General features: G+C 66.4%; 25 protein-coding genes. 12 read left to right on the top strand and 13 right to left on the bottom strand.

Going from position 1 to position 22,525, the window contains the following annotated elements; all coding sequences use genetic code 11:
* A partial coding sequence (locus tag AC5RWT_RS16285; RefSeq protein WP_494081046.1) for an SDR family NAD(P)-dependent oxidoreductase occupies window positions 1–763 on the bottom strand: 763 nt, incomplete at its 3' end.
* Window positions 764–884: 121 nt separating this feature from the next.
* On the opposite strand from AC5RWT_RS16285, the gene AC5RWT_RS16280 reads away from it, so the two are divergent.
* Window positions 885–1,373, top strand: coding sequence for a MarR family winged helix-turn-helix transcriptional regulator (locus tag AC5RWT_RS16280; RefSeq protein WP_494081045.1), 489 nt, complete (start codon window positions 885–887; stop codon window positions 1,371–1,373).
* A 288-nt stretch (window positions 1,374–1,661) separates the two neighbouring features.
* Here AC5RWT_RS16280 and AC5RWT_RS16275 read toward each other — a convergent pair whose 3' ends face one another.
* From AC5RWT_RS16275 to AC5RWT_RS16255, 5 genes are all read right to left on the bottom strand, one after another.
* The gene (locus AC5RWT_RS16275) at window positions 1,662–2,525 is read right to left on the bottom strand and encodes an ABC transporter ATP-binding protein (RefSeq protein WP_494081044.1); all 864 of its coding nucleotides are present in this window, start codon (window positions 2,523–2,525) and stop codon (window positions 1,662–1,664) included.
* Window positions 2,515–3,288, bottom strand: a complete 774-nt coding sequence (locus AC5RWT_RS16270) for an ABC transporter permease (protein ID WP_494043013.1) — start codon at window positions 3,286–3,288, stop codon at window positions 2,515–2,517. The genes AC5RWT_RS16275 and AC5RWT_RS16270 overlap by 11 nt, the downstream gene beginning before the upstream one ends.
* Window positions 3,285–4,130: an ABC transporter permease gene (locus tag AC5RWT_RS16265; protein ID WP_494043014.1), complete on the bottom strand. Its 846-nt coding sequence runs from the start codon at window positions 4,128–4,130 to the stop codon at window positions 3,285–3,287. The genes AC5RWT_RS16270 and AC5RWT_RS16265 overlap by 4 nt, the downstream gene beginning before the upstream one ends.
* A gap of 246 nt (window positions 4,131–4,376) precedes the next feature.
* Complete coding sequence (locus AC5RWT_RS16260) at window positions 4,377–4,625, bottom strand: PLD nuclease N-terminal domain-containing protein (protein WP_494081043.1); 249 nt, start codon at window positions 4,623–4,625, stop codon at window positions 4,377–4,379.
* 71 nt (window positions 4,626–4,696) lie between these two features.
* Complete coding sequence (locus tag AC5RWT_RS16255; protein ID WP_494081042.1) at window positions 4,697–5,440, bottom strand: NUDIX hydrolase; 744 nt, start codon at window positions 5,438–5,440, stop codon at window positions 4,697–4,699.
* Window positions 5,441–5,512: 72 nt separating this feature from the next.
* Between AC5RWT_RS16255 and AC5RWT_RS16250 the strand changes: the two genes are divergently transcribed.
* The gene (locus AC5RWT_RS16250; RefSeq protein ID WP_494081041.1) at window positions 5,513–6,115 is read left to right on the top strand and encodes an NAD(P)-dependent oxidoreductase; all 603 of its coding nucleotides are present in this window, start codon (window positions 5,513–5,515) and stop codon (window positions 6,113–6,115) included.
* A gap of 59 nt (window positions 6,116–6,174) precedes the next feature.
* Here AC5RWT_RS16250 and AC5RWT_RS16245 read toward each other — a convergent pair whose 3' ends face one another.
* Both AC5RWT_RS16245 and AC5RWT_RS16240 read right to left on the bottom strand, forming a co-directional pair.
* Window positions 6,175–7,218, bottom strand: coding sequence for an LLM class flavin-dependent oxidoreductase (locus AC5RWT_RS16245; RefSeq protein WP_494081040.1), 1,044 nt, complete (start codon window positions 7,216–7,218; stop codon window positions 6,175–6,177).
* A gap of 29 nt (window positions 7,219–7,247) precedes the next feature.
* Window positions 7,248–7,898, bottom strand: coding sequence for an NADPH-dependent F420 reductase (locus AC5RWT_RS16240; RefSeq protein ID WP_494081039.1), 651 nt, complete (start codon window positions 7,896–7,898; stop codon window positions 7,248–7,250).
* A gap of 93 nt (window positions 7,899–7,991) precedes the next feature.
* On the opposite strand from AC5RWT_RS16240, the gene AC5RWT_RS16235 reads away from it, so the two are divergent.
* From AC5RWT_RS16235 to AC5RWT_RS16220, 4 genes are all read left to right on the top strand, one after another.
* Window positions 7,992–8,498, top strand: coding sequence for a MarR family winged helix-turn-helix transcriptional regulator (locus AC5RWT_RS16235; protein WP_494081038.1), 507 nt, complete (start codon window positions 7,992–7,994; stop codon window positions 8,496–8,498).
* 10 nt (window positions 8,499–8,508) lie between these two features.
* On the top strand, window positions 8,509–8,802 hold the full coding sequence (locus AC5RWT_RS16230; protein ID WP_353918177.1) for a DUF503 domain-containing protein: 294 nt from the start codon (window positions 8,509–8,511) through the stop codon (window positions 8,800–8,802).
* A gap of 112 nt (window positions 8,803–8,914) precedes the next feature.
* Window positions 8,915–9,346: a hotdog fold thioesterase gene (locus tag AC5RWT_RS16225; RefSeq protein ID WP_494043021.1), complete on the top strand. Its 432-nt coding sequence runs from the start codon at window positions 8,915–8,917 to the stop codon at window positions 9,344–9,346.
* Between the two features lie 30 nt (window positions 9,347–9,376).
* Window positions 9,377–10,207 (top strand): aldo/keto reductase, encoded by an 831-nt coding sequence (locus AC5RWT_RS16220; RefSeq protein WP_494043022.1) that lies wholly within the window; start codon window positions 9,377–9,379, stop codon window positions 10,205–10,207.
* A 58-nt stretch (window positions 10,208–10,265) separates the two neighbouring features.
* On the opposite strand, the gene AC5RWT_RS16215 is transcribed toward AC5RWT_RS16220, so the two are convergent.
* Window positions 10,266–11,369, bottom strand: coding sequence for a fatty acid desaturase family protein (locus tag AC5RWT_RS16215; protein WP_494043023.1), 1,104 nt, complete (start codon window positions 11,367–11,369; stop codon window positions 10,266–10,268).
* Window positions 11,370–11,672: 303 nt separating this feature from the next.
* On the opposite strand from AC5RWT_RS16215, the gene AC5RWT_RS16210 reads away from it, so the two are divergent.
* The 4 genes from AC5RWT_RS16210 to AC5RWT_RS16195 all read left to right on the top strand — a co-directional run bounded on the left by AC5RWT_RS16210 (window position 11,673) and on the right by AC5RWT_RS16195 (window position 14,618).
* Window positions 11,673–11,879: a cold-shock protein gene (locus AC5RWT_RS16210; RefSeq protein ID WP_353918173.1), complete on the top strand. Its 207-nt coding sequence runs from the start codon at window positions 11,673–11,675 to the stop codon at window positions 11,877–11,879.
* Window positions 11,880–12,033: 154 nt separating this feature from the next.
* On the top strand, window positions 12,034–12,732 hold the full coding sequence (locus tag AC5RWT_RS16205; protein ID WP_494081037.1) for a hypothetical protein: 699 nt from the start codon (window positions 12,034–12,036) through the stop codon (window positions 12,730–12,732).
* 1 nt (window position 12,733) lies between these two features.
* Window positions 12,734–13,423, top strand: coding sequence for a PspA/IM30 family protein (locus AC5RWT_RS16200; RefSeq protein ID WP_494081036.1), 690 nt, complete (start codon window positions 12,734–12,736; stop codon window positions 13,421–13,423).
* Window positions 13,424–13,646: 223 nt separating this feature from the next.
* A complete protein-coding gene (locus tag AC5RWT_RS16195; RefSeq protein ID WP_494081035.1) occupies window positions 13,647–14,618 on the top strand; it encodes a D-2-hydroxyacid dehydrogenase in 972 nt (323 codons plus the stop codon).
* Here AC5RWT_RS16195 and xdhC read toward each other — a convergent pair.
* The 3 genes from xdhC to AC5RWT_RS16180 are packed head-to-tail and all read right to left on the bottom strand — an operon-like array spanning window position 14,615 to window position 19,313.
* On the bottom strand, window positions 14,615–15,475 hold the full coding sequence (xdhC, locus tag AC5RWT_RS16190; RefSeq protein WP_494081034.1) for a xanthine dehydrogenase accessory protein XdhC: 861 nt from the start codon (window positions 15,473–15,475) through the stop codon (window positions 14,615–14,617). The two genes, AC5RWT_RS16195 and xdhC, sit on opposite strands and share 4 nt — an antisense overlap.
* Entirely contained in the window at window positions 15,475–17,853 is a 2,379-nt protein-coding gene (gene xdhB, locus AC5RWT_RS16185; protein WP_494081033.1) for a xanthine dehydrogenase molybdopterin binding subunit, read from the bottom strand. Before xdhB ends, xdhC begins: the two co-directional genes overlap by 1 nt.
* A complete protein-coding gene (locus AC5RWT_RS16180) occupies window positions 17,850–19,313 on the bottom strand; it encodes a xanthine dehydrogenase small subunit (protein WP_494081032.1) in 1,464 nt (487 codons plus the stop codon). The genes xdhB and AC5RWT_RS16180 overlap by 4 nt, the downstream gene beginning before the upstream one ends.
* A 253-nt stretch (window positions 19,314–19,566) precedes the next feature.
* Here AC5RWT_RS16180 and AC5RWT_RS16175 point away from each other — a divergent pair, with 253 nt between their 5' ends.
* Window positions 19,567–20,052, top strand: coding sequence for an SRPBCC domain-containing protein (locus AC5RWT_RS16175; protein WP_494081031.1), 486 nt, complete (start codon window positions 19,567–19,569; stop codon window positions 20,050–20,052).
* A 13-nt stretch (window positions 20,053–20,065) separates the two neighbouring features.
* Here the strand turns inward: AC5RWT_RS16175 and AC5RWT_RS16170 are convergent, their stop codons facing one another.
* Complete coding sequence (locus AC5RWT_RS16170) at window positions 20,066–20,854, bottom strand: IclR family transcriptional regulator (RefSeq protein ID WP_494043031.1); 789 nt, start codon at window positions 20,852–20,854, stop codon at window positions 20,066–20,068.
* A 242-nt stretch (window positions 20,855–21,096) separates the two neighbouring features.
* Here AC5RWT_RS16170 and AC5RWT_RS16165 point away from each other — a divergent pair, with 242 nt between their 5' ends.
* Window positions 21,097–22,500, top strand: coding sequence for an LLM class flavin-dependent oxidoreductase (locus tag AC5RWT_RS16165; RefSeq protein ID WP_494081030.1), 1,404 nt, complete (start codon window positions 21,097–21,099; stop codon window positions 22,498–22,500).
* The last annotated feature ends 25 nt before the right edge of the window (window positions 22,501–22,525 follow it).

Here is a 22,525-nt window from a genome sequence, read left to right as displayed (position 1 = left end):
GCAGCCGGTCGCCGCCCACGCCGATCGCCTGTCCGGTCACCTTGGCGGCCGCATCGGAGGCGAGGTAGGCAACCAGGCCGGCAACGTCGTCGGCCGTGCCAAAGCCCAGGTCCTTGCGGAAGAAGTCCGGCATGGCCTCGCCGCGCTCGTCCGCCTCGACGGCCTTCTGGAAGAACGGCATGGTCTTGGTCATAGCCGTGGCGGCCACCGGGATGACGGCGTTGGCGGTGACGCCGGCCTTTTTCATCTCCAGCGCCCAGGTGCGGACCATCCCCACGATGCCGGCCTTGGCGGCCGCGTAGTTGGTCTGGCCGAAGTTGCCGCGCTGGCCGGTGGGCGAGCCGATGGTGATGATCCGGCCGGCCACGCCGTTTTCCTTGAAGTAGGCGTAGGCCTCGCGTGCGCAGGTGAAGGTGCCGCGCAGGTGCACGTTGATCAGCAGGTCGAAGTCCTCGTCCGTCATCTTCAGCAGCGACTTGTCCCGCAGCACGCCGGCGTTGGTCACCAGGATGTCCAGGCCGCCGAAGGTCTCGACGGCGGTGCTCACCAACTGCTTGGCCGTTTCGGTGGAGCCCACCGGAGCGACGACGGCGGTGGCCTTGCCACCGGCTGCCGCGATGCTGGCGACGGCCTCCTCGGCCACCTGTGCGTCAACATCATTGACCACGACGGCGGCGCCCTGGCGGGCAAGCTCCTGGGCGTAGGCCAGACCGAGGCCGCGGCCGCTTCCGGTAACGATGGCTACTTTTCCGGCCAGTGACATTTAATGCTCCTTGTTCCTGCCCCAAAGGGGTACATGGGTTTATGCTGGTCTGAAACCAATGACAACCCATATGATTGAAAAAGTCAATCATATTTCCGGTATCGAGATGTAGCGAGGGAACATGCCCGCACCAACCACGGCCGAGGCGACCGTCTCCAGCCAGCCAACGGCAGGAAACGGCCTTGAGCGGCTGTACACCACGGACCTGGCCAGCGAGATCGAATTCCTCACCGCACGCGCGCGGTCGCTGGGCTCCGGGCGCGCCAACAACATGCTGGCCGAACTTGACTTGAAGGTGCGCTCCTACTCGGTCCTCTCGCTGGCCTGCAGCGGGCAGAACCCGTCGCAGCGTGAACTGGCAGACTTCCTGAGCCTGGACCCCAGCCAGATCGTGGCCCTGGTGGATCAGCTGGAGAACCGCGGCGCCGTGAGCCGTGAAGCCGACCCACGCGACCGCCGGTCCAAGGTCATCGTCCCCACCGCGGCCGGCCGCCGGCTCTACAAGCGCGCCGAAGCAATCGTCCGCCAGGCCTCCGACCAGTCCCTGGCCCCGCTGAACGATCAGGAGCGCGAGACGCTTCGCGACCTGCTCCGCCGCATCGCCTTCTAGCGGGCCAACCACTCCCCCTGCCAGGCCCCTCGCTGCCCCTCCCCGCGACCAAACACCCCTCCCTTCGCAGCCAAACACCTCTCCCTAACACCCCCTCCGAGTCCCACCCCCAGCCCCCCTCATCGACTGCTCAGATAACGCCCTTTTCAGCGCTGAAAAGGGCGTTATCTGCGTACTCGATTTCGGCGGTGTCGCCGGGGTGGGACGCCGGTTAAAGAACCCGGCTAAAGAACGGAGCCGGCCACTTCCACGAAGGAAGTGGCCGGCTCCGGCCGTTTTGGTGCTTGCCTAGCTTGCGCTGCCGGCCTGGGTGGCGGCGGCGGGGCGGTGGCCTTGCTTGGCCCGCTGGATCTGCTCGTAGACGTGGTGGCGCAGCTCGATGAACCGCGGCAGTGCGCGGGTGTTGAGCTGGTCGCGCTCGTCCGGCAGATCGATCTCCAAGTCTTCCTGGATCACGGTCGGCGAGGAGGACAGGATGATCACGCGCTGGCCCAGGTACACCGATTCGTCGATGTCATGGGTGACGAACAGGACGGTCACGCCGAGCTTCTTCCAGACCGTGCGGATCAGATCCTCCAGATCGGCCCGGGTCTGCGCGTCGACCGCGGCGAACGGCTCGTCCATCAACAGCACCTCGGGCTGGTAGGCCACCGCGCGGGCGATCGCCACGCGCTGCTGCATACCGCCGGAGAGCTGCCACGGGTAGGACTGCGGCACGTGGTCCAGGCCCACGGCCTCCAGCGCCTCGTCCACCAGTTTGTCCCGCTCGGCCTTTGCCATGCCGGCGTTCTTCAGCGGCAGCTCCACATTCTCGCGCACCCGCATCCACGGGAACAGCGAGCGGCCGTATTCCTGGAACACCACCGCCATCTTTTTCGGCGGGCCGGTCACCCGGGCCCCGTCGAGCAGCACCTCGCCCTCGGTTGGTGCCAGCAGGCCGGAGATGCACTTGAGCAAGGTGGTCTTGCCCGAACCGGACGGGCCCACCAGGCAGGCCAGCTCCCCCGCCTTCAGGTCGAAAGTCAGGTTGCGCACCGCCTCGATGTCGCCGCCGTCGGTGTGATAGACCTTCTTGACGCCGCGGACCGAGAGCATGGCCTGGCCTTCGGGCAGGGTCCTGCCGGTCGAAACGGGAGTGGTTTCAGGCTGCATTTTCTACCTCTCGCAGGCCGTGGTACCAGCGCAGGATCTTGCGCTCGGTCCATTGGAAGATGAATGACATGGCAACACCGATCAGGCCCAGCACCACAATGCCGGACCACATCTCCGGAATCGCGAAGGAACGCTGGAACTGCACGATGGTAAAGCCCAGTCCCGAGGACGAGGCGAACATTTCGGAAATGACCATCAGGATCAAACCGATCGACAGGCACTGGCGGACACCGGCCATGATCTGCGGGCCGGCCGAGGGCAGCACCAGGTAACGCACCCGGGCCCACCCGCCGATCCCGTAGGTGTGGGCCGAATCCGAGAGCACCGAGTCAATCGCCCGCACACCCTCGATGGTGTTCAGCAGCACCGGCCAGATGCAGCCGGAAATGATGACCACAACCTTCATCGAGTCGGTGATGCCCATCAGCAGCATCAACACCGGAATCAGCACCGGCGGCGGGATCGCACGGAAGAACTCCAGCACCGGCTCGGTGAAGTCACGCAACCATTTGACCGAACCGATCAGCAGGCCGGCGGCAATACCGATCACGATCGCGGCAATCACACCGATCAGCAGCCGGCCGATCGAGGGCAACACATCGGTGAGAATCCGCTCACCGAACCAGGTCTCGGCGAACGCGTCCGCGAGGGTGGCCGGGGTCGGAACGAAGAAGTTCGTCGTGCCCAGCGTGGAAGCCCACCAGATCAGGACCAGGATCACCGGCAGGGCCAGCCCGTAGGCAATGCCTTTCAGGACTTTCACACGATCACCTCGGAACGGATGGAGGAATGCCAGGACAGCGTCTTGCGCTCAATGAAGCGCATGAGCAGGTTGATCAGCACACCGATCAAACCGGTGGCCAACACCAGCGCGTACATGCCGGAAATCGCCCCGCCGGACTGTGCCAGCGCGATTTCCCGGCCCAGGCCCGGGGAACCGATCACCAGTTCGGCCGTGATCGCCAGGATCAGCGCCACCGCAGCCGCCAACCGCACACCGGTCATCAGATACGGCAACGCGGTGGGGAACACCACGTAGCGGACCCGGGCGAACCGGCCCAGCCCGTAGGACTTCGCGGTCTGCATCGCCACGTTATCCACGTCAGCCACCCCGTAAAGCACCTGGATGAAGACCTGCCAGAACGAGGCGTAGACAATCAGCATCAGCGAGGACTCGATCTTCACCCCGAACAGCAACACGGCCAACGGAATCAACGCCACCGACGGAATCGGCCGCAGGAACTCCACCGTGGAATTAGTCACCTTCCGCAGGAAGTTGGACGAACCGATGATGAAGCCCAGCACCACGGCCAACAGCACCGCCATCAGCAAGCCCAGGAACCAGGCCAGCATGGTCTCGCCCACAGCCAGCCAGAAAGCCGTCAAGCCGAAGTCGTTGAACAGCATCGCAATGACCTCGGAAGCCGGCGGCAGGAAGCGCGCTTCCACAATCCCCACCCGCGGCACCAATTCCCACACCAGCAAAAACGCCAGAATCCCGGCCAACCCCAACAACTGCTTCGTCGGCCGCTTCTTCGCCGGGCGCCTGCGCGACCGGCTGGCCGCGGCACCCTGGCCGTCTGTTGTGACCGCCGGAGCGCTCATGGCAGCAGCCCGTTCCGGTGCGGCGCTTTATTCAGCGCACATTTCATTTCCACTCCTTCTGCCCCGAGGAGAACGGGGATACAGACCGCGCTTGTTCGCTGACCGAACACGCGTTCACTATTTCAAGTGTGGTCGATGCCACTCAGTGACGTCAAACACTCTAGGGCATCGTTACGCAGCCGACACCACAAGACAGTGTTTGACGGTGTCTGAGGCCGATGGATTGAAATTGTCAACGGATTGTGCTTAGAGATTCAGCCGCTTTCGGCCTAACAGGAAGTAGGCCATGGGCCCGATGAAGTTGAGGAATGACGCCGCGAACCACGCTGGCTTTGGCCCGTTGACCAGCGCCTTGGGCCGCCTTTTCAGGTCCCTCAGCGCCGCGGTCTGCAAAGCAATCTGTACTGCGGCCGTCACGGCAACACGCAGCCTCTGGTCCCCGCTCAGATCTTTGAAGGACTTTTTCTTGGTGGCCCTCTTCAGTGCGTTCTTCATGGCGGTCTCCCGGTCTATGCAGGCAGCAGGTGCCCCAAGTCTAGGCGGGCATCCGCGGCGGGAGTAGGGGTTTAGTGGTCCCGTTCGTACCGCCACGGGAGCGAACCGGTGGAGAGCCGGTGCCTGGCCCCGGCGGAAGCCGCCGGCCCCGGACCTGGGTACGCGTCGTCACCCGCCCAGACGATGGTCTGGCCGGTGACCGGATCATCGACCACGTAGCTCTCAAAGTCGAAGGGCTGCGCCCCGCGAGCCGCATCCAAGGCACCGGCCACGGTGGCGAAGCCGGTCAGTTCGTGCAGCGTGACCCAGGTCGGCGGGACCAGTTGCATGCGGCCGGACTGATGCAGGCGGAGCGCTTCCTGCGGCGACAGCCACGCGTAGCCGGCCAGTTCGCCGTCGTTCAACTGGACCTCTCCGGCCGGCGCGGCTGCCACGAAAAACCATGTCTGGAAGCGGCGGACCAGGCTGTGGCGGGGCACCCAGTTGGACAGGTGCACCAGCTCCTGCCCGGCGATCCGCAGCCCGGTTTCTTCAAACGTCTCGCGGACGCCCGCATTCCTCGCCGCTGCCAACTGCTTGGCAAGGCTATTGACGACGGCGGTGCCCGCCACTGCGGGCACGTCGGCTTCCGCTTCGGCCCCCGGATAATCGTCCGGGTCCACCTTGCCGCCGGGGAATACCCAGGCCCCGGCGAAGGTTCCCTTGCCAGGCCGTTCCAGCATCAGGACCTCGAGTCCGTCCGCACCGTCGCGCAACAAAACGACCGTTGCCGCCAGCTCTGCTTGGTTCGCCTGACTGTTTACCGCGTTGTCCACGTCCCCTAGCTTAGGTCCGTGGCCGAAACGTTGGTGCCAGTCGACCGCTTCACCCCACGAGAGGACCTCCAGATGAAGATTGCCGTCTACGGCGCCACCGGCATGGTGGGCAGCCAGATCACCGCAGAGGCACTGCGCCGCGACCATCAAGTCACCGCGATTTCCCGCGGCGGCACCGAGATCGACGGCGCCACGGCCCGGGCGGCGGAGCTCTCCGACGTGAAGACCTACAAGCAGATTGCCGGCGAGCACGACGTCGTCGTCGTTTCCATCCCGCCGTCGCGGACCGGAGATTCCCACGCGCCGTTCGTGGAGGCGCATGAGGCGATCTCCGAGACCCTCATCCCGTCGCGGCTGTTCGTGGTGGGCGGCGCCGGCGCGACCGAGGTGGACGGCGTTCAGCTGAAGGATCTGCCAGGCTTCCCGGAGGACTACAAGCCCGAAGCCACCACCATGGCCGAAGTTTTGGAACTGTACCGCTCCGCGTCCGGCCTGGAATGGACCATGCTGGCCCCCGCGCCGCAGATCGCGCTCGGCGAGCGCACCGGAACCTACAAGCTGGGTGCCGACTCCCCGGCCGGCGAGAGTGTCTCCACCCAGGACTTTGCCGTGGCCGTGCTGGACGAGCTGGAGAACCCGCAGCATGAAAACCGGCGCTTCACGGTAGCCAACTAGGAACACCCTCCCCGTGGCCAGGGCGCCGGCGCTCTTCAGTACCGGCGCCCTGGCCACGCCTACTTTAGGGACAGCAGGCGCTTGACCCGCGGCTTCACTTCGGTGGCCAGCAACGTGATGGATTCGAGCAGGTGTTCATGCGGCAGCCCGCCGATGTCGGTCTGGAGGAAGTGCCGCATGTGCCCCAGGTGGCCGTGCAGATGGACGATGCGCTCGGCCACTTCATCCGGGTCGCCCACGTAGTAGGCGCCCGGGGCATCCGCCTGGGCCAGGAAGGCGCGCTTGTCCGGCGCGGGCCAGCCGCGCAGCCGCCCCATTTCCACGTTCAGGTTGTGCCAGCCCGGGTAGAACCGGTCGAGGGCTTCCTGCTTGGTTGGCGCCACCAGTCCCAGGGCGGCCACGGACACCTTGATCTCCGGACCCGCATGGCCGGCCTGGGCGGCGCTGCGCCGGTACAGCTCGGCCAGCGGCGCGAACCGGTGCGGGGCACCGCCGATGATCCCGTAGGAGATGGGCAGCCCCAACTGTCCGGCCCGGGCCGAAGACCCCGCGTTGCCTCCGGTGGCCAGCCAGATGGGGAGCCGTCCGGCGGCGGGGCGCGGCACCACGGCCAGGTCCGCGATGGCCGGCCGCCGGGAGCCGCTCCAGGTCACTTCGGGCGCGGCGCTGTTGTTGATGGTCGTCAGCAGGTCCAGCTTCTGCGCATACAGCTCGTCGTAGTCGCCCAGGTCGTAGCCGAAGAGCGGGAAGGTTTCGACCGACGAACCGCGACCCGCGGTGATCTCGATCCGGCCGCCGCCGGAGATCGCGTCCGCCGTGGCGAACTGCTGGAAGACGCGGACGGGATCGTCGGTGGAAATGATGCTGGCGGCGCTGCCGAGCTTGATCTGCTGCGTCGCGGCCGCGGCTGCTGCGACGATCGCGCCGGGTGAGGACGCGGGCATGCTGGTGGTGTGGTGTTCGCCGATCCCGAAATAATCCAGTCCGGCGCCATCAGCGTGGACGATCGCCTCGAAGAGATTGCGGACCGCCTCGGACGTAGCGCGCTGCGAGCCGTCCGGATTTAGCTGCGTGTCGCCGAAGCTGTAGGCACCGATTTCCATGCTGTTTCCTGTTCTGCCCGATGACGAAGTCAGGGAAGGGCGGGTTCGTTTGCCCCGGCCAGGAGGCCGCGGAGCTGTTCGGCGGTGTGGGTTGCGTTGAAGATGTCGGTCCCGGGTTGGAAGAGGCGGCCGGCGGACAGCGGTCCGGCATCGATCGGGTCGTAGCCGAGCCGGTCGATGAATCCGGCGACCAGGGCCTTGGCGTCGTCGTCGTCCGAGGCAAGCGCCAGGGCCCGGCGAGCGACGGAGCCGGCTTCGCGGCCGTCCACTTCAAGCTCTCGATAGCCGATGTGGTTCAGCGATTTCACCAGGCGCGCGCCCGCCAGGAAGTCCTGAATGACCTCGCTGCTGCCGCGCGCGTCGTCGTCGAAGTCGGAAATCACACCGTCGGTCTGCGCCCAGTAGTTCATCGCGTCGACGACGATCCTGCCCGCCAACAGGTCCGGACGCAGCGTGCGGTACTTGTGCAGCGGAACGGCCGCGACGACGAGGTCCGCCGCCGCAACTTCGGCCGCCTCGACCGCTTCTGCTCCCGGCGTGATGATCTCGGCCAGCAAGGCGATCTCGGCTGCCGGCTTGGCCGTGGCGATCTTCACCCGGTATCCGGCCTTGAGCGCCTGCCGGGCCACGGCGGTGCCCACCCGTCCCGCTCCCAGAATGCCAATCACGCCAAGGTCCATGTCGACTCCACTTGATAAAAGTATGTTGCTGGACAGACTATATTGCCAACAGATTATCTGCGCAACTTCGTGTAACCGGTTATGATGTGTGCCATGACAGGAGCACCAGCAGCGGCCGCCGACCGGACGCAGGACCAGATCCCCGGCGATCTCGGCTGGAATTTGGGCATGGTGCTGCGCGGCTATCAGTCCCGGTTCGAGGAGGCGGTCGCGGACATGCCCGAGGGTATCCGTGGCTACCAGGTCCTCTCCGCCGTCGTCCACCGGGATCCGCCTAACCAGCAGGCGCTGGGCGCACATCTGGCCATCGACCGGACGGTGTTGACGTATCTCCTGGACAAGCTGGTGGCTGCCCGCCTGGTGGAACGCGTCCCCGCGGCCAACGACCGGCGCGCCCGGAAGATCATCCCGACCGGGCAGGGGCGCACGGTGCTCTCGACCTACGAGGTCCGCGTGGCCGCTGCCGAACAGAGACTGCTTTCGGGCCTGGCCGTGGGAGAGGTCGCCGAATTGTCCGGACTCATTCGACGGCTCGCCATGGAGATCCACCGTGCCCAGCCGAACTCCAACCCGTGCGAGGCGATGGACCACCTGCCCTAGACTCGTCCCCATGTGGATCGGCTGGATTGAGTTCGACCTGCTCTTGGGCGACGTGCATTCGCTGAAAGAAAAACGCTCCGTGCTGCGGCCGATCATCGCCGAGGTGCGGAAACGGTTCGACGTTTCGGTGGCCGAGGTCGGCCAGCAAAGCCTCTACCGGCGGGCGGAGGTGGGCATCGGCCTGGTCGGCGCCGATCGGGCCCATGTGGTGCAGGTGCTGGACACGGCCGAAAACTACATCGCCTACCGGCCCGGCGTCGACCTGCTGAGCACCAGGCGGAAAGTTCTCTCCAGCGAGGACTGATGCCCGGCAGCGGGCGCCGGGGGCCGCGGGGGCGCCGGGGGCGCATCGTGCGAGACGGATCTTGGTAGCGTGGATCACGCCAATAATCCACGCCACGTCCGGGAGGACTCCGTTGACCACCCCCGCCACCAACGCGCAGTTCGCCACGGTCGAGGACCTTGTCCGCCACCGTTACGCGTCCGACAAAGCATCGCAGCACCTCGGCATTGAGGTGCTAGAGGCCGAAGAAGGACGCGTGGTGATGGCCATGTCCGTCCAGGACTACATGCTGAACGGCCACCACATACTGCACGGCGGATACTTGTTCACCTTGGGTGACACGTGCTTCGCATTTGTCTGCGAGTCGCTGGGCCGCCCGTCCGTCTCCCGGCAGGCCGAAATCACCTACATCGCCCCCGGGGCGGCGGATTCACGGCTGGTCGCCACCGGAATCGAGCGCACCCGCTTCGGCCGCAACAACATTGTGGACATTTCCATCCACGACCAGGACGGACAGCACCTGGCCGAACTGCGCGTGTTCGGCGTGCTAATCCCGAAGAAGTAGTTCCGCATCCCCGGTACGAAGGAGCCTCTCATGGACACTGTGCCCACGATTGACCTCAATAACGGCGTCGCCATCCCGCAGCTTGGCTTCGGAGTTTTCCAGGTACCGCCGGCCGAAACGCAGCAGGCGGTCGAAGCTGCTCTGGAAGCAGGCTACCGCCACATCGACACGGCTGCCGCGTACCGAAACGAGTCCGGCGTCGGCGCCGCCATCAAGTCCAGCGGAATTGCCCGTGAGGATTTGTTCATCACCACCAAGCTTCGCAACGGCGAACAGGCCAACGCCCGCAGGGCTTTTGACAACAGCCTGCGCGAACTCGGCCTGGACTTCGTGGACCTGTATTTGATCCACTGGCCGGTGCCTTCGCAGAACCTGTACGTGCAGGCGTGGCAGGCGCTCGAAGAAATCTACACCGAAGGGCTCAGCCGGGCCATCGGCGTCTCCAACTTCCTGGCCGAGCATCTGGAGACCCTGCTGGCAGCCGGGGGCCCGGTGCCGGCGGTCAACCAGATCGAGATCCACCCGACCTTCCAGCAACGCGAAGTGGCGGCGCTCAGCCGCCGGCACGGCATCGCCGTCGAAGCGTACAGCCCGCTGGGCCAGGGCGCCGACTTGGAGAGCCGGACGGTCACCGCCATCGCGGCAAAGTATTTGGCGACTCCGGCCCAGGTGGTGCTCGCCTGGCATCTGGCGAACGGCAACATCGTGATCCCCAAGTCCGCCAATCCGGACCGGATAGCGAAAAACCTGACCGCAGCTCGGCTCACGATCGATGCGGAGGACCTGGCCGCCATCACTGCGCTCGACGCCGGCGGCCGCGTCGGCGCCGATCCGGCCACGGCGGCTTTCACCCAGCTCTAGAAACGACGGTTGCCGGTGTCCGCGCTGGACACCGGCAACCGGGCGAAGCTGTTGGGCGCTAGAGCCGGCGGTACTCGGCCACCATCGGGCAGTCGAACGGATCCCGGGCGGAGAGCCCCACCTTGTTCAGGTACTGCACCACAATTCCGTAGGACTTGGGCAGCGACGTTTCCGTGTACGGGATCTTGTGAGTGGCGCAGTATTCGCGCACAATCTCGGCGGCCTTGGCCAGATTGGGCCGCGGCATGCTGGGGAAGAGGTGGTGCTCCACTTGGTAGTTCAGCCCGCCCATGAAGGCGTTGATGGAGCCGCTTCCAAACCGGGTACGGCCGATGATGTTACGGCTGGTCAGGACCTGCCGGCTGAGGAAGTCCACCTTGGAATCCTTGGGGATCAACGGCATGCCCTTGTGGTTCGGCGCGAAGGACGCACCCATGTAGACGCCGAAAACGGCCAACTGGACCCCGATGAAGGCGAACGCCATGCCGGTGGGCAGGAAGATGAAGATCGCGGCGATGTACAGCGACAGCCGGGCGAAGAGGATGGCTAGTTCGCGCTTGCGGCCCTTGACCTGACCGCGGGCAAACAACGATTTGATCGACGTGGCGTGCAGGTTGAGGCCCTCCAGCATCAGCAGCGGGAAGAAAAGGTAGCCCTGGCGGCGGGTGAACCAGGCCATCAGGCCCTTGCGCTCGGCAGCCTGCTCCGGCAGGAAGGAGATGGTGTCCTGTTCGATGTCCGGATCTTTGCCGATGGTATTGGGGTTGCCATGGTGGCGGCTGTGCTTGTTCATCCACCACTGGTAACTGATGCCCACCACGGCGTTGGCCAGGAACCTGCCGGCACGATCGTTGGCCGGACCGGTTTCGAAGACCTGCCGGTGGGCCGCCTCATGGGCCAGGAACGCCAGCTGCGTGAACAGGATGCCCAGTGCGCCGGCAATCAACAGCTGGAACCAGCTGTCGCCGAGCAGTACGAATCCGGTGACCGCGCCCGCCAGCCCCAGCGCCAGCGCAACAAAGAGGCTGATGTAAAACCCCCTGCGCTTTCGCAGCAGACCTGCATCCCGCACCGTACTCAACAGCTGGGAGTAGCCGCTCGCGGCGGAAGAACCGCGCTTGCTACGGGTAGAAGTTGTCGGGGGAGATACAGATATGCTCATGCAGCCTTCAGTGGATCGGGTCCGGCTTCCCAGCCGTGGAGTAGGGCGAGTGCCCCGTAGATGAAGATCACTTTACGGTAGCAACCTGAACGAGTCCTGAACAGAGGTGCCTTGGTAGTGCCATTCGGCATCCCGGCCGCTATCCTGTACAGTGAATCTTGTAGTTGTTGTGTTGCGCATTTGATTTTGAGCAACAGGTCCTTCACCGAAGGATCTGTGCTTCTCTGAACGGCGGACGAAAAACACCGCTGCAAGCGATTCGTGAAGTCCGCGGATCGTGAATTACTCGGAGGAGTACAAAAAATGGCAACTGGAACCGTCAAGTGGTTTAACTCTGAAAAGGGCTTCGGCTTCATCGCTCCGGACGACGGCTCGGCCGACGTCTTCGCTCACTACTCGGCCATCGAGAACAGTGGCGGATACCGCGAACTGCGTGAAGAGCAGAAGGTTGAATTCGAAACCGTGCAGGGCCCCAAGGGCCTGCAGGCTGCTAACATCCGCGGCCTCTAAGACGGCAGCGGCAACGCCGCACTAGTCTTCCAATAGAGCCGGTTCCCACACGGGAACCGGCTCTATTGTTTTGCCGCATTGTTTTGCCGCCTGTTTTGCCGGCAACTTTTTCTCCTACTGGCAGGAACTGGGCATACGGGGGCAAACTGTAGGCATGAGCATGACCCCAGCCACCGCCAGTTCCGGATCCTTTCTGGCCGACATGGTCTTGCAGATCCTCTTGTTCACCGGCATCACCATGTTGTGCATCGGCACTGCGGCTGCCATGGGCCTGTGGCTGATGATCCGCCGGATCCGGCGCTCCCGCAGGCTCCGGAACGGACTGCGCACCGGGACCCTGACCGTGCGCAGCTACACCAAGGACGACGCCGGCCGCCGCCTTGCGCGGCAACGGCTCGGCCTGCAGCGCTCGGCCGAAGCGACGCGACGCGCGTTGGCAGCCGCGTTCGCGGAGAGCCGCTTCGTCGGTGAACTGCCGCTGGTGGCGGACCGGCTGCAGGCCGCGTCCCGGTCACTCGATGAACAGTTGAAGTTGGCCGAAGGGGAGCCGGAGCCGGGAGTGAAGCGATCTTTGGCCGCCAGCCTGGACGGCCGGGTCCAGCAGCTGAACCGGCTGTCCGGCGAACTGCGGCAGCATCTGATGGAAGCCGGCTACTCCGCCGATGCCGAACAGCTGGAACTGGCAGGCAGACACCTGTCCCGCGAGATCGAGGCGCTGCACGCGTGGTCTTCGGCCTACCGCGGCGCTCCTTTCGGCCACAGCACCACGGCCCCGCCCCGCGGCTGGCTGAACGTCCAGCCGCGCCGCCGGCCCGCCCCGGCGCAGCGCCGGCCCAACCCCACCAGGAGCTAATGTGTCCATCAAACGCCGCATCGGACGCATTATCAGTGCCAACCGTACGGCTAAAGAGGCACCGGTGGATCCACTGGCCACCATCGCGGCAAGCCAGCAGCAACAGTTCGACGCGGTGGACCAAGCTCGCCGCAGCGTTGCCGACATCGCCGCTGACTGCCGGCGGATCGAGTTGCTGCTGGACGAGGCCAAGGCGGAGCAGGCGTACTGCGACCGCTACGCCGAAGAGTGCGTAGCCAGGGGCGACGACGACGGCGCCCGCGAAGCCCTGCACCGCAGCATCACCGCGTCCAAGCGGGTCCAAGCGCTCTCCCGCCAGTATGAACGCATGGCCGAACAGTGGCGCCAACTGAACGGCGAGCTGGGCCGGCTGTCTATTCGGATCGACGAAAGCCGGATGCAGTTCCAGACTCTGCAAGCCCGCCACAGCGTGGCCCAGGCCACGCTCGGCATGCAGCAGGCCGCATCGGCGGCAGCCGGCAGCGCAACCGATATACAGTCGGCCGCACGGGAGGCCGAGCGGGAGACCCGGCGGATCGAGGCAGAGGTTGCTGCCCGGAATGAAATTGCTTGGTCGGACCCGGACTCGCCCCAGGTGCAAGAAGCTTTTGAGTGGCTGGAGGCTGACGCGCACGTGGACGGCCAACTCGGAAAACTCAAGACCAAGGGCAACCAGCCGCCCCGCCCGTGAAACTCCAGGTGCCGGTGAGCTCAAGTCACCAGCGGACGAGGACGTGGCGCGCCGAGCGCTTGTGCTCACCGGTGACAAGGCTTGGTCGCCCCGGGATACCCTTTGACTCATGCCCGCAGAATCTGCCAACAGTAACCGGATGCTTGACCTGGGTGAGGGCTGGAATGCGGGAGGCATTAGCGGAACGCGAAGCCCTCGAGCCCAGCGACGCGGAGGGCGCCAGATGACGGCCGACAAGCCGGTGGTCGCCGTCCTGTACAAGGACAACCTACCGCCGGGAATGGCGGACGTGGAGGCTGCCGCCGAGGTACGGTATGCCACCGCGGACCAACTGGCCGACGCGCTCGATGGGGCGCAGGTGCTCTTGCTCTGGGACTTCTTCTCCTCCGCGCTGGAGGATGCCTGGCCTGCCGCCGGCTCGCTGGAGTGGATCCATGTGGCAGCCGCCGGCGTGGACAAGCTCCTGTTCGAGGACCTGCGGGGATCCGGCGTGGTGGTGACCAACGCCCGCGGCATCTTCGACCGGCCGATGGCCGAATTTGTGCTCGCCGGGATGCTGGCCTTCGCCAAAAACCTGCCCGGTCTGCTGTCCCTGCAGCGGGAGCGGACTTGGCAGCACCGGGAGACCGAGCGGCTGGAATCCAGCCGTGCGCTGATCGTCGGCACCGGTGCGATCGGCCGCGAGATCGCACGCGTCCTCAGGGCCGTGGGCCTGCGCGTCGCCGGGGCCGGGCGCACGGCACGCAGCGGTGACGCGGATTTCGGCGAGGTATACGCATCGTCGAACCTGGCCGCCGTCGTCGGCGACTTTGACTGGGTGGTGATGGTGGCACCGCTGACCGAGCAGACCCGGCATCTGGTCGACGCGCCCGTCCTGAAGGCCATGAAGCCCACCGCCCGGCTGATCAACGTGGGCCGCGGTGCCAGCGTGGATACCGACGCGTTGGTGGAGGCCCTGCAGGCTGGCGCCATCGCCGGAGCGGCTCTGGACGTGTTCGAAGTCGAGCCGCTGCCAGCCGACCACCCGTTGTGGGCGATGGACAACGTGATCATCTCACCGCACCTGAGCGGCGACTCCGGGGGATGGCTGCCGCAGCTCGCCGGCCAGTTCGCGGACAACTTCGGCCGCTACGTCCGCCAACAGCCGCTGGAGAACGTGATCGACAAAAAGCTGGGCTTCGCCGCGCCGTCCTAGACGTGCTTAGCGGGCGCCTTGGGGTTCTGCCGATAGGGCGGAGTGGCTGGTCCGGAGGCTGCCGAAACCGCGCTGCCCAGCTTGACGAGGAGTTCCGCGGCGACCGCGACGGCGATGGCAGCCGGCGCTTTCCCGCCGACGCCCGGCAGCCCGATGGGGCAGCGGATGGAGTCCACGTCCTCGTGTCCTTCCGCGCGCAGCCGCTGGCGGAAACGAGCCCATTTCGCCGTCGAGCCGATCAGGCCAACGTCCAGGCCGCCCCGGCGCAGGGCGGCGTCGCACAGCAGGAAATCCTCGGCATGGTCGTGGGTCATGATGTAGACCTGCGAGCCGGCCGGCAACGCCTGCAGCACCGTCTCCGGCGCCGGCGTGTGGTGGGCCGTGACCGTGGCGCTGCCGGCGGTCACATCGGCCAGCCGGAGCGGATCGAGTTGCCCGGCCCGGCTGTCGATCAGGTGCAGCCGCAGGCGCAGCCGGGAGAGGATCCGGGCCAGCTCGAACCCGACGTGCCCGACGCCGAAGATCGCCACCACCGGATCATTGCGCAGCGGTTCCAGCAGGACCTGCACCTCGCCGCCGCAGCACTGGCGTCCGTGCTGGTTCGCCGCGTGCTCGTTGAGCGCAAAGGTCAGGGTCTCCGGCGCGCCGGACGCCTCGGCGATCAACCGGCGGGCACGGTCGATCACCTCGGCCTCAAGGTTGCCGCCCCCGATGCTATCCCACAGCGCGTCCGCGGCGATGACCATCTTGGCGCCGGCCTCCCGGGGTGCATGGCCCCGCACGGAAACCACGGTGGCGAGCACGCCGGGGCGTCCGTCGTCGCGCAGATTCTGCACCGCAGCGAGCCAGTCCATCATCAGCCCGCCCCCGCTGCGGCCGGCGTGGTGACGGGTGCTGCGCGCCCGCCGGCGGCAGCCCGGGCCTCCTGGACAGCCCAAAACACGGCTTCCGGCGTCGCCGGGCTGGGCAGCTCGAGCGGACGGACTGCCGGCCCGAAGGCAGCAGCGGCGGCGCGCAGGGCTTCGCGCACGCTGAAGGCAAGCATCAACGGTGGCTCCCCCACCGCCTTGGACCCGTACACCACGCCGCTTTCGGTGGCCCGCTCGTACAGGTGGGCGTTGAACTCCTCGGGCATCTCGGAGAAGCTGGGGATCTTGTAGGTGCTGGCCGCCTGCGTTTCGAGCCGGCCGCGGTTGGGCCCGGCGGACGTGTCCCAGCGCAGTTCCTCCAGGGTCAGCCACCCGGTGCCCTGCACGAACGCGCCTTCGATCTGGCCCAGGTCGATCAGCGGGGACAGGCTGTCGCCGACGTCGTGCACAATGTCGGTGCGCAGGAACCGGTAGGCGCCGGTGAAGCCGTCAACCTCCACCTCGGAGACGGCGGCGCCGTAGGAGAAGTACTTGAAGGGCTCCCCCTGCATGTTGGCGGCGTCCCAATGGATGCCCTCGGTCCGGTAGAAGCCTGCCGCGAAGAGCGGCGTGCGCTGGAAGTAGGCCGTGTGCACCAGCTCGGCAAAGGACAGGCTCTCGGTTGAGCCCAGGCTGGTCACGCGGCCGTCCACGAAGCGCACGTTGTAGGGCTGGGTGTCCAGCTTGCGCGCCGCGACTTCGGCCAGTTGCTCGCGGATCTGCTCGCACGCGTGCTTCACCGCCCCGCCGTTGAGATCGGCACCCGAACTCGCTGCCGTTGCCGATGTATTGGGCACCTTGTCCGTCCGCGTCGGGGCCAGCCGCACGAAGTCCAGGGGCACGCCCAGGGCGGTGGCGGCCACCTGGCGCATCTTGGTGTGCAGCCCCTGGCCCATCTCCGTGCCGCCGTGGTTGACCAGCACCGAACCGTCCTTGTAGACGTGCACCAGCGCTCCGGCCTGGTTGAAGGCGGTGAAGTTGAAGGAGATGCCGAACTTCACCGGCGTCATCGCCAGTCCGCGTTTGTGGTGTTCGTGGGTGGCGTTGAACTGCTCCACCGCTGCCCGGCGCCGCTCGACGTCCGCCCGCAATGACAGCTGCGCCCAGATGTCGTGCAGCCGTTCGGCGTGCCGGACCGGTTGACCGTACGGCGTGCTCTGGCCCGGTGCATAGAAGTTGCGACGGCGCAGCTCGGCCGGTTCGATGCCCAGCGCCGGCGCGCAGCGGCCCAGGATGTCCTCGATGACCAGCATGCCCTGCGGCCCGCCGAACCCGCGGAACGCCGTCTGCGATGTCTTGTTGGTCTTGGCGATCCGGCCGAGGACCTCCACGTCGGGGATGAAGTAGGCATTGTCGATGTGGCAGAGGGCGCGGGCCAGGACGGGCTCGGACAGATCCAGGCTCCACCCGCCGTCGGACGTGATGGTGGCGCGCAGCGCGAGGAGCAGCCCGTCGTCGTCGAACCCCACCTCCCAGCTGGCGTGCATCGGATGCCGCTTACCGGTCAGGGTGATGTCCTGGGTGCGGTTCAACCGCAGCCGGACCGGCCGCCCGGTGAGCACCGCGCCGAGCGCGGCGACGGCGGCCAGCCCGTGCGGCTGCATCTCCTTGCCGCCGAACCCGCCGCCCATGCGCAGGCACTGGACGGTGACCTCGCTGTTGGACAGGCCCAGCACGTGGGCGACGATCTCCTGGGTCTCCGAGGGGTGCTGGGTGGAGGACTGGACGAAGACCTGCCCGGACTCGTCAACATGGGCCAGCGAGGCGTGGGTCTCCAGATAAAAGTGCTCCTGGCCGCCGAACTCGAACGTTCCGCTGAACCGGTGCGGCGCGCGCTGCAGCCCGGCCTCGGCGTCGCCGCGGGCCACCACCGGCTGATTTCCCTGGTAGCTGGCCGCATCAATGGCCTCGGTGAGGGTCAGCAGCGACGGCAGTTCCTCGTAGTCCACCTCCACGGCCGCTGCCCCCAGCCGCGCGGCCTCGGCGGTTTCGCCCAGCACCCAGCACACGGCGTGGCCGTGGTACATCACCTCGCGCGGAAAGAGCGGTTCATCGTCCTTGGCACCGGCGTCGTTGACGCCGGGCACGTCAGCGGCCGTCAGCACCCGCACCACACCCGGAATTGCCGACGCCGGCTCTGTGCGCAGCGCCGTCACGTAGGCGTGGGCGTGTGGTGCCTGCACCGGCCACGCATGCAGGCACCCGCGCATGCGTCCAACCAGGTCGTCCGTATAGAGGGCTGTTCCGGTCACATGCAGCGCCGCGCTTTCGTGCGACACCGTCTGTCCCACGGCGGGATTGGTTGGCCGGTCGGCTAGCGACGTCACCGGATCACCTCCAGTTCCGGGGCGCTTTCAGCATAGAAACGCAGCATCGCCTGCTCCAGCATCGCTGTGCGGTAGCGGGCGCTGGCCCGGTGATCGTCCATCGGCGTGCCTTCACCCGCCATGATGCCGGCAGCTTCCGCCGCAATCTCCGCGGTCAGTTCCTTGCCGGTCAGCGCGTCCTCGGTGGCTCTGGCTCGCAGCGGCGTCGCGGCGACGCCGCCCAGTCCAATCTTCAGCTCGGTCAGCACGGCGCCGTCGAACCGGGCCGCGAAGGCGACCGCCACCGAGGAGATATCGTCGAAGCGGCGCTTGGTCACCTTGTGGAAGGCGGTGCTCGGGGCCAGCGGCAGCGGCACCCGAACGGCGCGGATGATCTCGTCAGGTTCCCGCACGCTCTGGCGGTAGCCGGTGAAGTAGTCGCCGAGGGCCACCGACCGGTCGCCGCGTCTTGAGGTCAGCAGCAGGGTGGCGTCGAGCGCCAGCAGGACCGGCGCGGCGTCGCCGATGGGAGATCCGGTCCCGAGGTTTCCCCCGAGCGTGGCGCTGTTCCGGATCAGCCGGGAAGCGAACTGCGGGAAGAGTTTGCCCAGCAGCGGCACCCGCCCGCCCAGTCCCCGCTCCACTTCGGTGAGCGTGAGGGCGGCCCCGATGTCCACGTAGTCGGCCCCCAGGTTTAGGCGCCGCAGCTCCTCCATCCGGTCGATGGCCAGGACTAAGCGCGGGCGGTTGTGCCGCAGGTTCCGTTCAACCCCGACGTCGGTGGCACCGGACACGAGGACGGCGTCGGGATCCTGCTCCAACCGGTCCAGCAGTTCCTGCAACGTTCCTGGACGGAGGAATTCCGCCCCGTCGGAGACGAAACGGGTCAGCCGGACGGCCGGTGCCGGCGCCTCCCGCCGGGCGGCCAGCGGATCCCCGTCGGCAGGCTCATCGAGCGCGAAGGCGGCGTCGCGGATGGGCCGGTAGCCGGTGCAGCGACACAGGTTTCCGTTCAGCGCGTGCAAGTCGAAACCGTTGGGGCCATGGTGGGGCTCCGGCTCGCCGGCGGCGGCGGCGGGCCGCCGTTCGGGACGGTAGTACTCGGCCGCCATGGCGCAGACAAAACCGGGCGTGCAGTAGCCGCACTGGGAGCCGCCGCGGTCCGCCATTTCGCGCTGGACCGGGTGGAGCTCCTCGGTGCTGCAGGCGCCGGGAGCGCGTCCGAGCCCTTCGGACGTGACGACTTCCCCGCCGTCGAAAGCCAGCGCCGCCGGCAGGCAGGAATTGACCGCGGTCCAGCGGGTGCGGTCCGGACCGTCGGCGCGCGCCACCAAGACCGCGCAGGCGCCGCATTCCCCTTCCGCGCAGCCCTCCTTGGCCCCGGTCAGCCCTTGGCCGCGCAGCCAGTCCAGCAAGCTGACCTGCGGCCCGGCGGCCAACACCCGCGGCACGCCGTTGACCTTCACCTCATGCGGCTCCATTGCCTCACGCTCCTCCGCCGGCGGAACACGGGCTGGATCTCAGCAGTCCCCGGTCGGCTCGTCGCCGTAACTGCCCATGATAAAACGTGACGACCCGCATTGGAATGGTTGCCCCAAAACACCCATGCAGGGCACGACGGCGCGCGGCTTCCGCCGCTGCGCACAGTTCCGTTCCGTGGCGGACGGGGGCCTCGACTGTTACCGTCGAAGCCAATCACGCGCCCAAAGAACACCACGTCGCAAAGGCTGGACCATGGACGAGAACGCTCACAGGGTCGACACGGGAAGCCTGCTGATCAGCGCGACGCCGTCCACGATCTACCGCGCGCTGACCGACGCCGCCAGCCTGGAAAAGTGGCTGCCGCCGGAGGGCATGGTGGCCCGCGTGGAGCATTTCACGCCGGGGGTCGGCGGCGGTTTCCGCATGGTCCTGACCTATCTGGACGCCTCCGGCCATGGCAAGACCTCCGAGACGACCGACGTCACCAACGTCGAATTCGTTGACCTGATCCCGGACGAGAAAATCGTGCAGCAGGTCAGATTCACGTCCGACGACGCCGGTTCCGCCGGAACGATGACCATGACGTGGGACCTACGGACGCAACCGGAGGGCACCCTGGTGAGCGTTGCCGCCACCAACGTGCCGCCGGGCATCTCCCCCACCGATCACGAAGCCGGGCTGGCCTCGTCCCTCGCAAACCTCGCCGCCCACGTCGAACGAGGAACCGGCGCAGACTAGTCCTGCCTGCGGGCTAGCCGAGGGCCTTGGCGATTTTCTCGGCGGTGGTGTGCAGGTGCTCCACGATGCTGGGCAGGCGGCCGGACTTCATCCGCTGGTCCGGCCCCGTCGCGGTGAGTCCGCCGAGGAGGAAACCGTCGGCGTCCCGGACGGCTACGGCCACGGCAAACAGGCCCTCCTCCAGTTCGTTATCGAGCACGGAGTACCCGTTCCGCCGGACCTCGTGGATTTCCTGCAGCAGGACACCCCGGTCGGTAATGGTCCGCCGGGTGATCGGGGTCAGCGTTTCGGGCAGCAGTTGGATGATCTTCTCGTCGTCCAGATCAGCTAGCAGGATCTTGCCTGTCGCACTGGCATGCAACGGGTATTGGCGATGCACATACAGCTGCGAAACGCTGAGAATCCTCGACGCCGAGGCCTCGGCTATGAGGTCGTACTCCGTGGCGCTTTTGTTCAGTGCGAAGGTGACCGTTTCGTTGATCTCCTGGGCGAACCGTTCAAGGATCGGCTGTACCTTCGCGCCCACGCCAGCCGTCGGGTCGGCGAGCCGCCCGAGCCGCGCCATTTCCCAGCCGAGCGTGTAGTTGTTGTCGGACCGGTCGACGAACCCGACCTGCTCCATGCTCAACAGCAGGCGGAAGGCGGTGGGACGTGTCAGGCCTACGTTCTGCGCCAGTTCGGTGACAGTGATCCCCTGGGGGTGGCGGCCCAGCTCGCGCAGCAGCGTCATGGCCTTAACGACGGACTTGTTGGTGAGGTCCGGCGCGTCAGCGCCCTCCGCGTTTGATTCTGTCTCCGGCATGATCAGGCATTCCTCTCGGCCGTAGGGCCGGTTGTGACGGGCACTACCACCTTATTCCGTGAACAGGCCGCCATCCCCGTTCGGGCATTGAACGTTGCGTTCGAACGTGAGCGGCTTTCGCGCCGACAAACATCCACCAACACCATTGACACTACCGTTGCCCATCGCTAAATTGAACGTCACGTTCAGAAGTTGAACATACAGCCCTCCTCTTTCCAACGGTGCAAGGACGTGTCGCTGCTATGAAAGACCAGCCCCTGATCCTCTTCGCCTTCGATACCAACTCCCCGGCTCATCTCACTGCGGGCTCGTGGCGCAACGAGGCGGACCAGGGCCACCGCTACAAGGATCTGGCGTACTGGAAGGACCTCGCCCGAATGCTCGAAGCCGCCGGTTTCGACGGGATCTTCCTAGCCGACACCATCGGTTACCACGATGTCCACGAAGGCCGCCCGGACGCGGCGCTGCGCGATGCCGCACAGTTCCCTATCAACGATCCGATGATGTTGATCAGCGGGATGGCGGCAGTCACCGAGAGACTCACCTTCGGCGTCACGTCCTCGCTGACCTACGAACCGCCATACCTGATGGCGCGGCGCTTCAGCACGCTGGACCACCTGACGGGCGGGCGCGTGGGCTGGAATATTGTCACCTCGTATTCGGAGTCCGCGGCCAGGAACGTGGGGATGTCGCAGCAGCTTGAGCACGACGAGCGGTATGAGCTCGCGGAAGAGTACATGGAGGTCCTGTACAAGCTGTGGGAGCAGTCCTGGGAACCCGGCGCCGTCGTGCGCGACCAGAAGGGTGCCACCTTCGTCGATCCGGTCCGCGTCCACCCCATCGAGCACAGCGGCAAGTACTTTTCCGTCCCGGGCATCCATCTGTGCGAGCCTTCCCCGCAAAGAACTCCCGTGCTGTTCCAGGCCGGCTCCTCCCCTCGTGGAATGTCCTTCGCCGGGCGCCACGCCGAGGCCGTGTTCATCAACGCGGTTTCGGTGGAACAAGCCCGCCGCGGCGTCGAGAAGATTCGGCAGGCCGCCGTCGAAAACGGCCGCGATCCCTACGACATCAAGGTGGTGGTCCTGCTGACGGTCATCGTCGCACCGACCGATGAAGAGGCCAAGGTCCTGCACCAGCAAGCCCGCGCCAACGTCAGCCTTGAGGGCGCACTGGCTCGTTTCGCCGGCTGGACCGGCATCGACCTGTCAGCCGCCGACCTCGACGCGCCGCTGCAGCACGTTAAGACACGCGGCGTGCAGTCGATCGTGGACATGTTCTCCAAGGCCGACCCGGACCGCGAGTGGACGCCGCGCGCCGTCGCCGAGTTCCTCGGGATCGGCGGCACCGGAAGCACCATCGTGGGCTCACCCGGTACTGTCGCCGCCGACATCCGGCGCTGGCGCGACGAAGCGGACGTGGACGGCATCAACCTCAGTTACATCACCAAGCCGGACAGCTGGAAACACTTCATCGAGCACGCCCTGCCCGAACTGCGCCGCCAAGGTCTCGCCGCAGAAGCCCCCGAGCCCACCGACGCGCAGCTGACCCTTCGCGAAAAGCTGTACGGTCCCGGGCATCAACACACACTTCCGGGCCACCCGGCCACCGGACATCGCGCGGGCACCGCCGTCGCCCTCACTTCCTAAATCAGTCCAGGCAACACTCACGAAC

It is taken from the genome of Arthrobacter sp. Dra40, assembly GCF_059091905.1.
Note: the sequence above shows the minus strand (reverse complement) of the source record. Positions and strands in the feature narration are given on the sequence as shown.

What these genes read in the sequence shown, in the direction of transcription:
- AC5RWT_RS16245 (WP_494081040.1), bottom strand. Translation starts at nt 7,218, where the DNA reads ATGGAAATCGGTGCCTACAGCTTCGGCGACACGCAGCTAAATCCGGAC.
- AC5RWT_RS16230 (WP_353918177.1), top strand. Translation starts at nt 8,509, where the DNA reads ATGTGGATCGGCTGGATTGAGTTCGACCTGCTCTTGGGCGACGTGCAT.
- AC5RWT_RS16170 (WP_494043031.1), bottom strand. Translation starts at nt 20,854, where the DNA reads ATGCCGGAGACAGAATCAAACGCGGAGGGCGCTGACGCGCCGGACCTC.
- AC5RWT_RS16220 (WP_494043022.1), top strand. Translation starts at nt 9,377, where the DNA reads ATGGACACTGTGCCCACGATTGACCTCAATAACGGCGTCGCCATCCCG.
- AC5RWT_RS16210 (WP_353918173.1), top strand. Translation starts at nt 11,673, where the DNA reads ATGGCAACTGGAACCGTCAAGTGGTTTAACTCTGAAAAGGGCTTCGGC.
- AC5RWT_RS16240 (WP_494081039.1), bottom strand. Translation starts at nt 7,898, where the DNA reads ATGGACCTTGGCGTGATTGGCATTCTGGGAGCGGGACGGGTGGGCACC.
- AC5RWT_RS16180 (WP_494081032.1), bottom strand. Translation starts at nt 19,313, where the DNA reads ATGGAGCCGCATGAGGTGAAGGTCAACGGCGTGCCGCGGGTGTTGGCC.
- AC5RWT_RS16280 (WP_494081045.1), top strand. Translation starts at nt 885, where the DNA reads ATGCCCGCACCAACCACGGCCGAGGCGACCGTCTCCAGCCAGCCAACG.
- xdhC (WP_494081034.1), bottom strand. Translation starts at nt 15,475, where the DNA reads ATGATGGACTGGCTCGCTGCGGTGCAGAATCTGCGCGACGACGGACGC.
- AC5RWT_RS16175 (WP_494081031.1), top strand. Translation starts at nt 19,567, where the DNA reads ATGGACGAGAACGCTCACAGGGTCGACACGGGAAGCCTGCTGATCAGC.
- AC5RWT_RS16265 (WP_494043014.1), bottom strand. Translation starts at nt 4,130, where the DNA reads ATGAGCGCTCCGGCGGTCACAACAGACGGCCAGGGTGCCGCGGCCAGC.
- AC5RWT_RS16260 (WP_494081043.1), bottom strand. Translation starts at nt 4,625, where the DNA reads ATGAAGAACGCACTGAAGAGGGCCACCAAGAAAAAGTCCTTCAAAGAT.
- AC5RWT_RS16215 (WP_494043023.1), bottom strand. Translation starts at nt 11,369, where the DNA reads ATGAGCATATCTGTATCTCCCCCGACAACTTCTACCCGTAGCAAGCGC.
- AC5RWT_RS16235 (WP_494081038.1), top strand. Translation starts at nt 7,992, where the DNA reads ATGACAGGAGCACCAGCAGCGGCCGCCGACCGGACGCAGGACCAGATC.
- AC5RWT_RS16195 (WP_494081035.1), top strand. Translation starts at nt 13,647, where the DNA reads ATGACGGCCGACAAGCCGGTGGTCGCCGTCCTGTACAAGGACAACCTA.
- AC5RWT_RS16165 (WP_494081030.1), top strand. Translation starts at nt 21,097, where the DNA reads ATGAAAGACCAGCCCCTGATCCTCTTCGCCTTCGATACCAACTCCCCG.
- AC5RWT_RS16205 (WP_494081037.1), top strand. Translation starts at nt 12,034, where the DNA reads ATGAGCATGACCCCAGCCACCGCCAGTTCCGGATCCTTTCTGGCCGAC.
- AC5RWT_RS16275 (WP_494081044.1), bottom strand. Translation starts at nt 2,525, where the DNA reads ATGCAGCCTGAAACCACTCCCGTTTCGACCGGCAGGACCCTGCCCGAA.
- AC5RWT_RS16250 (WP_494081041.1), top strand. Translation starts at nt 5,513, where the DNA reads ATGAAGATTGCCGTCTACGGCGCCACCGGCATGGTGGGCAGCCAGATC.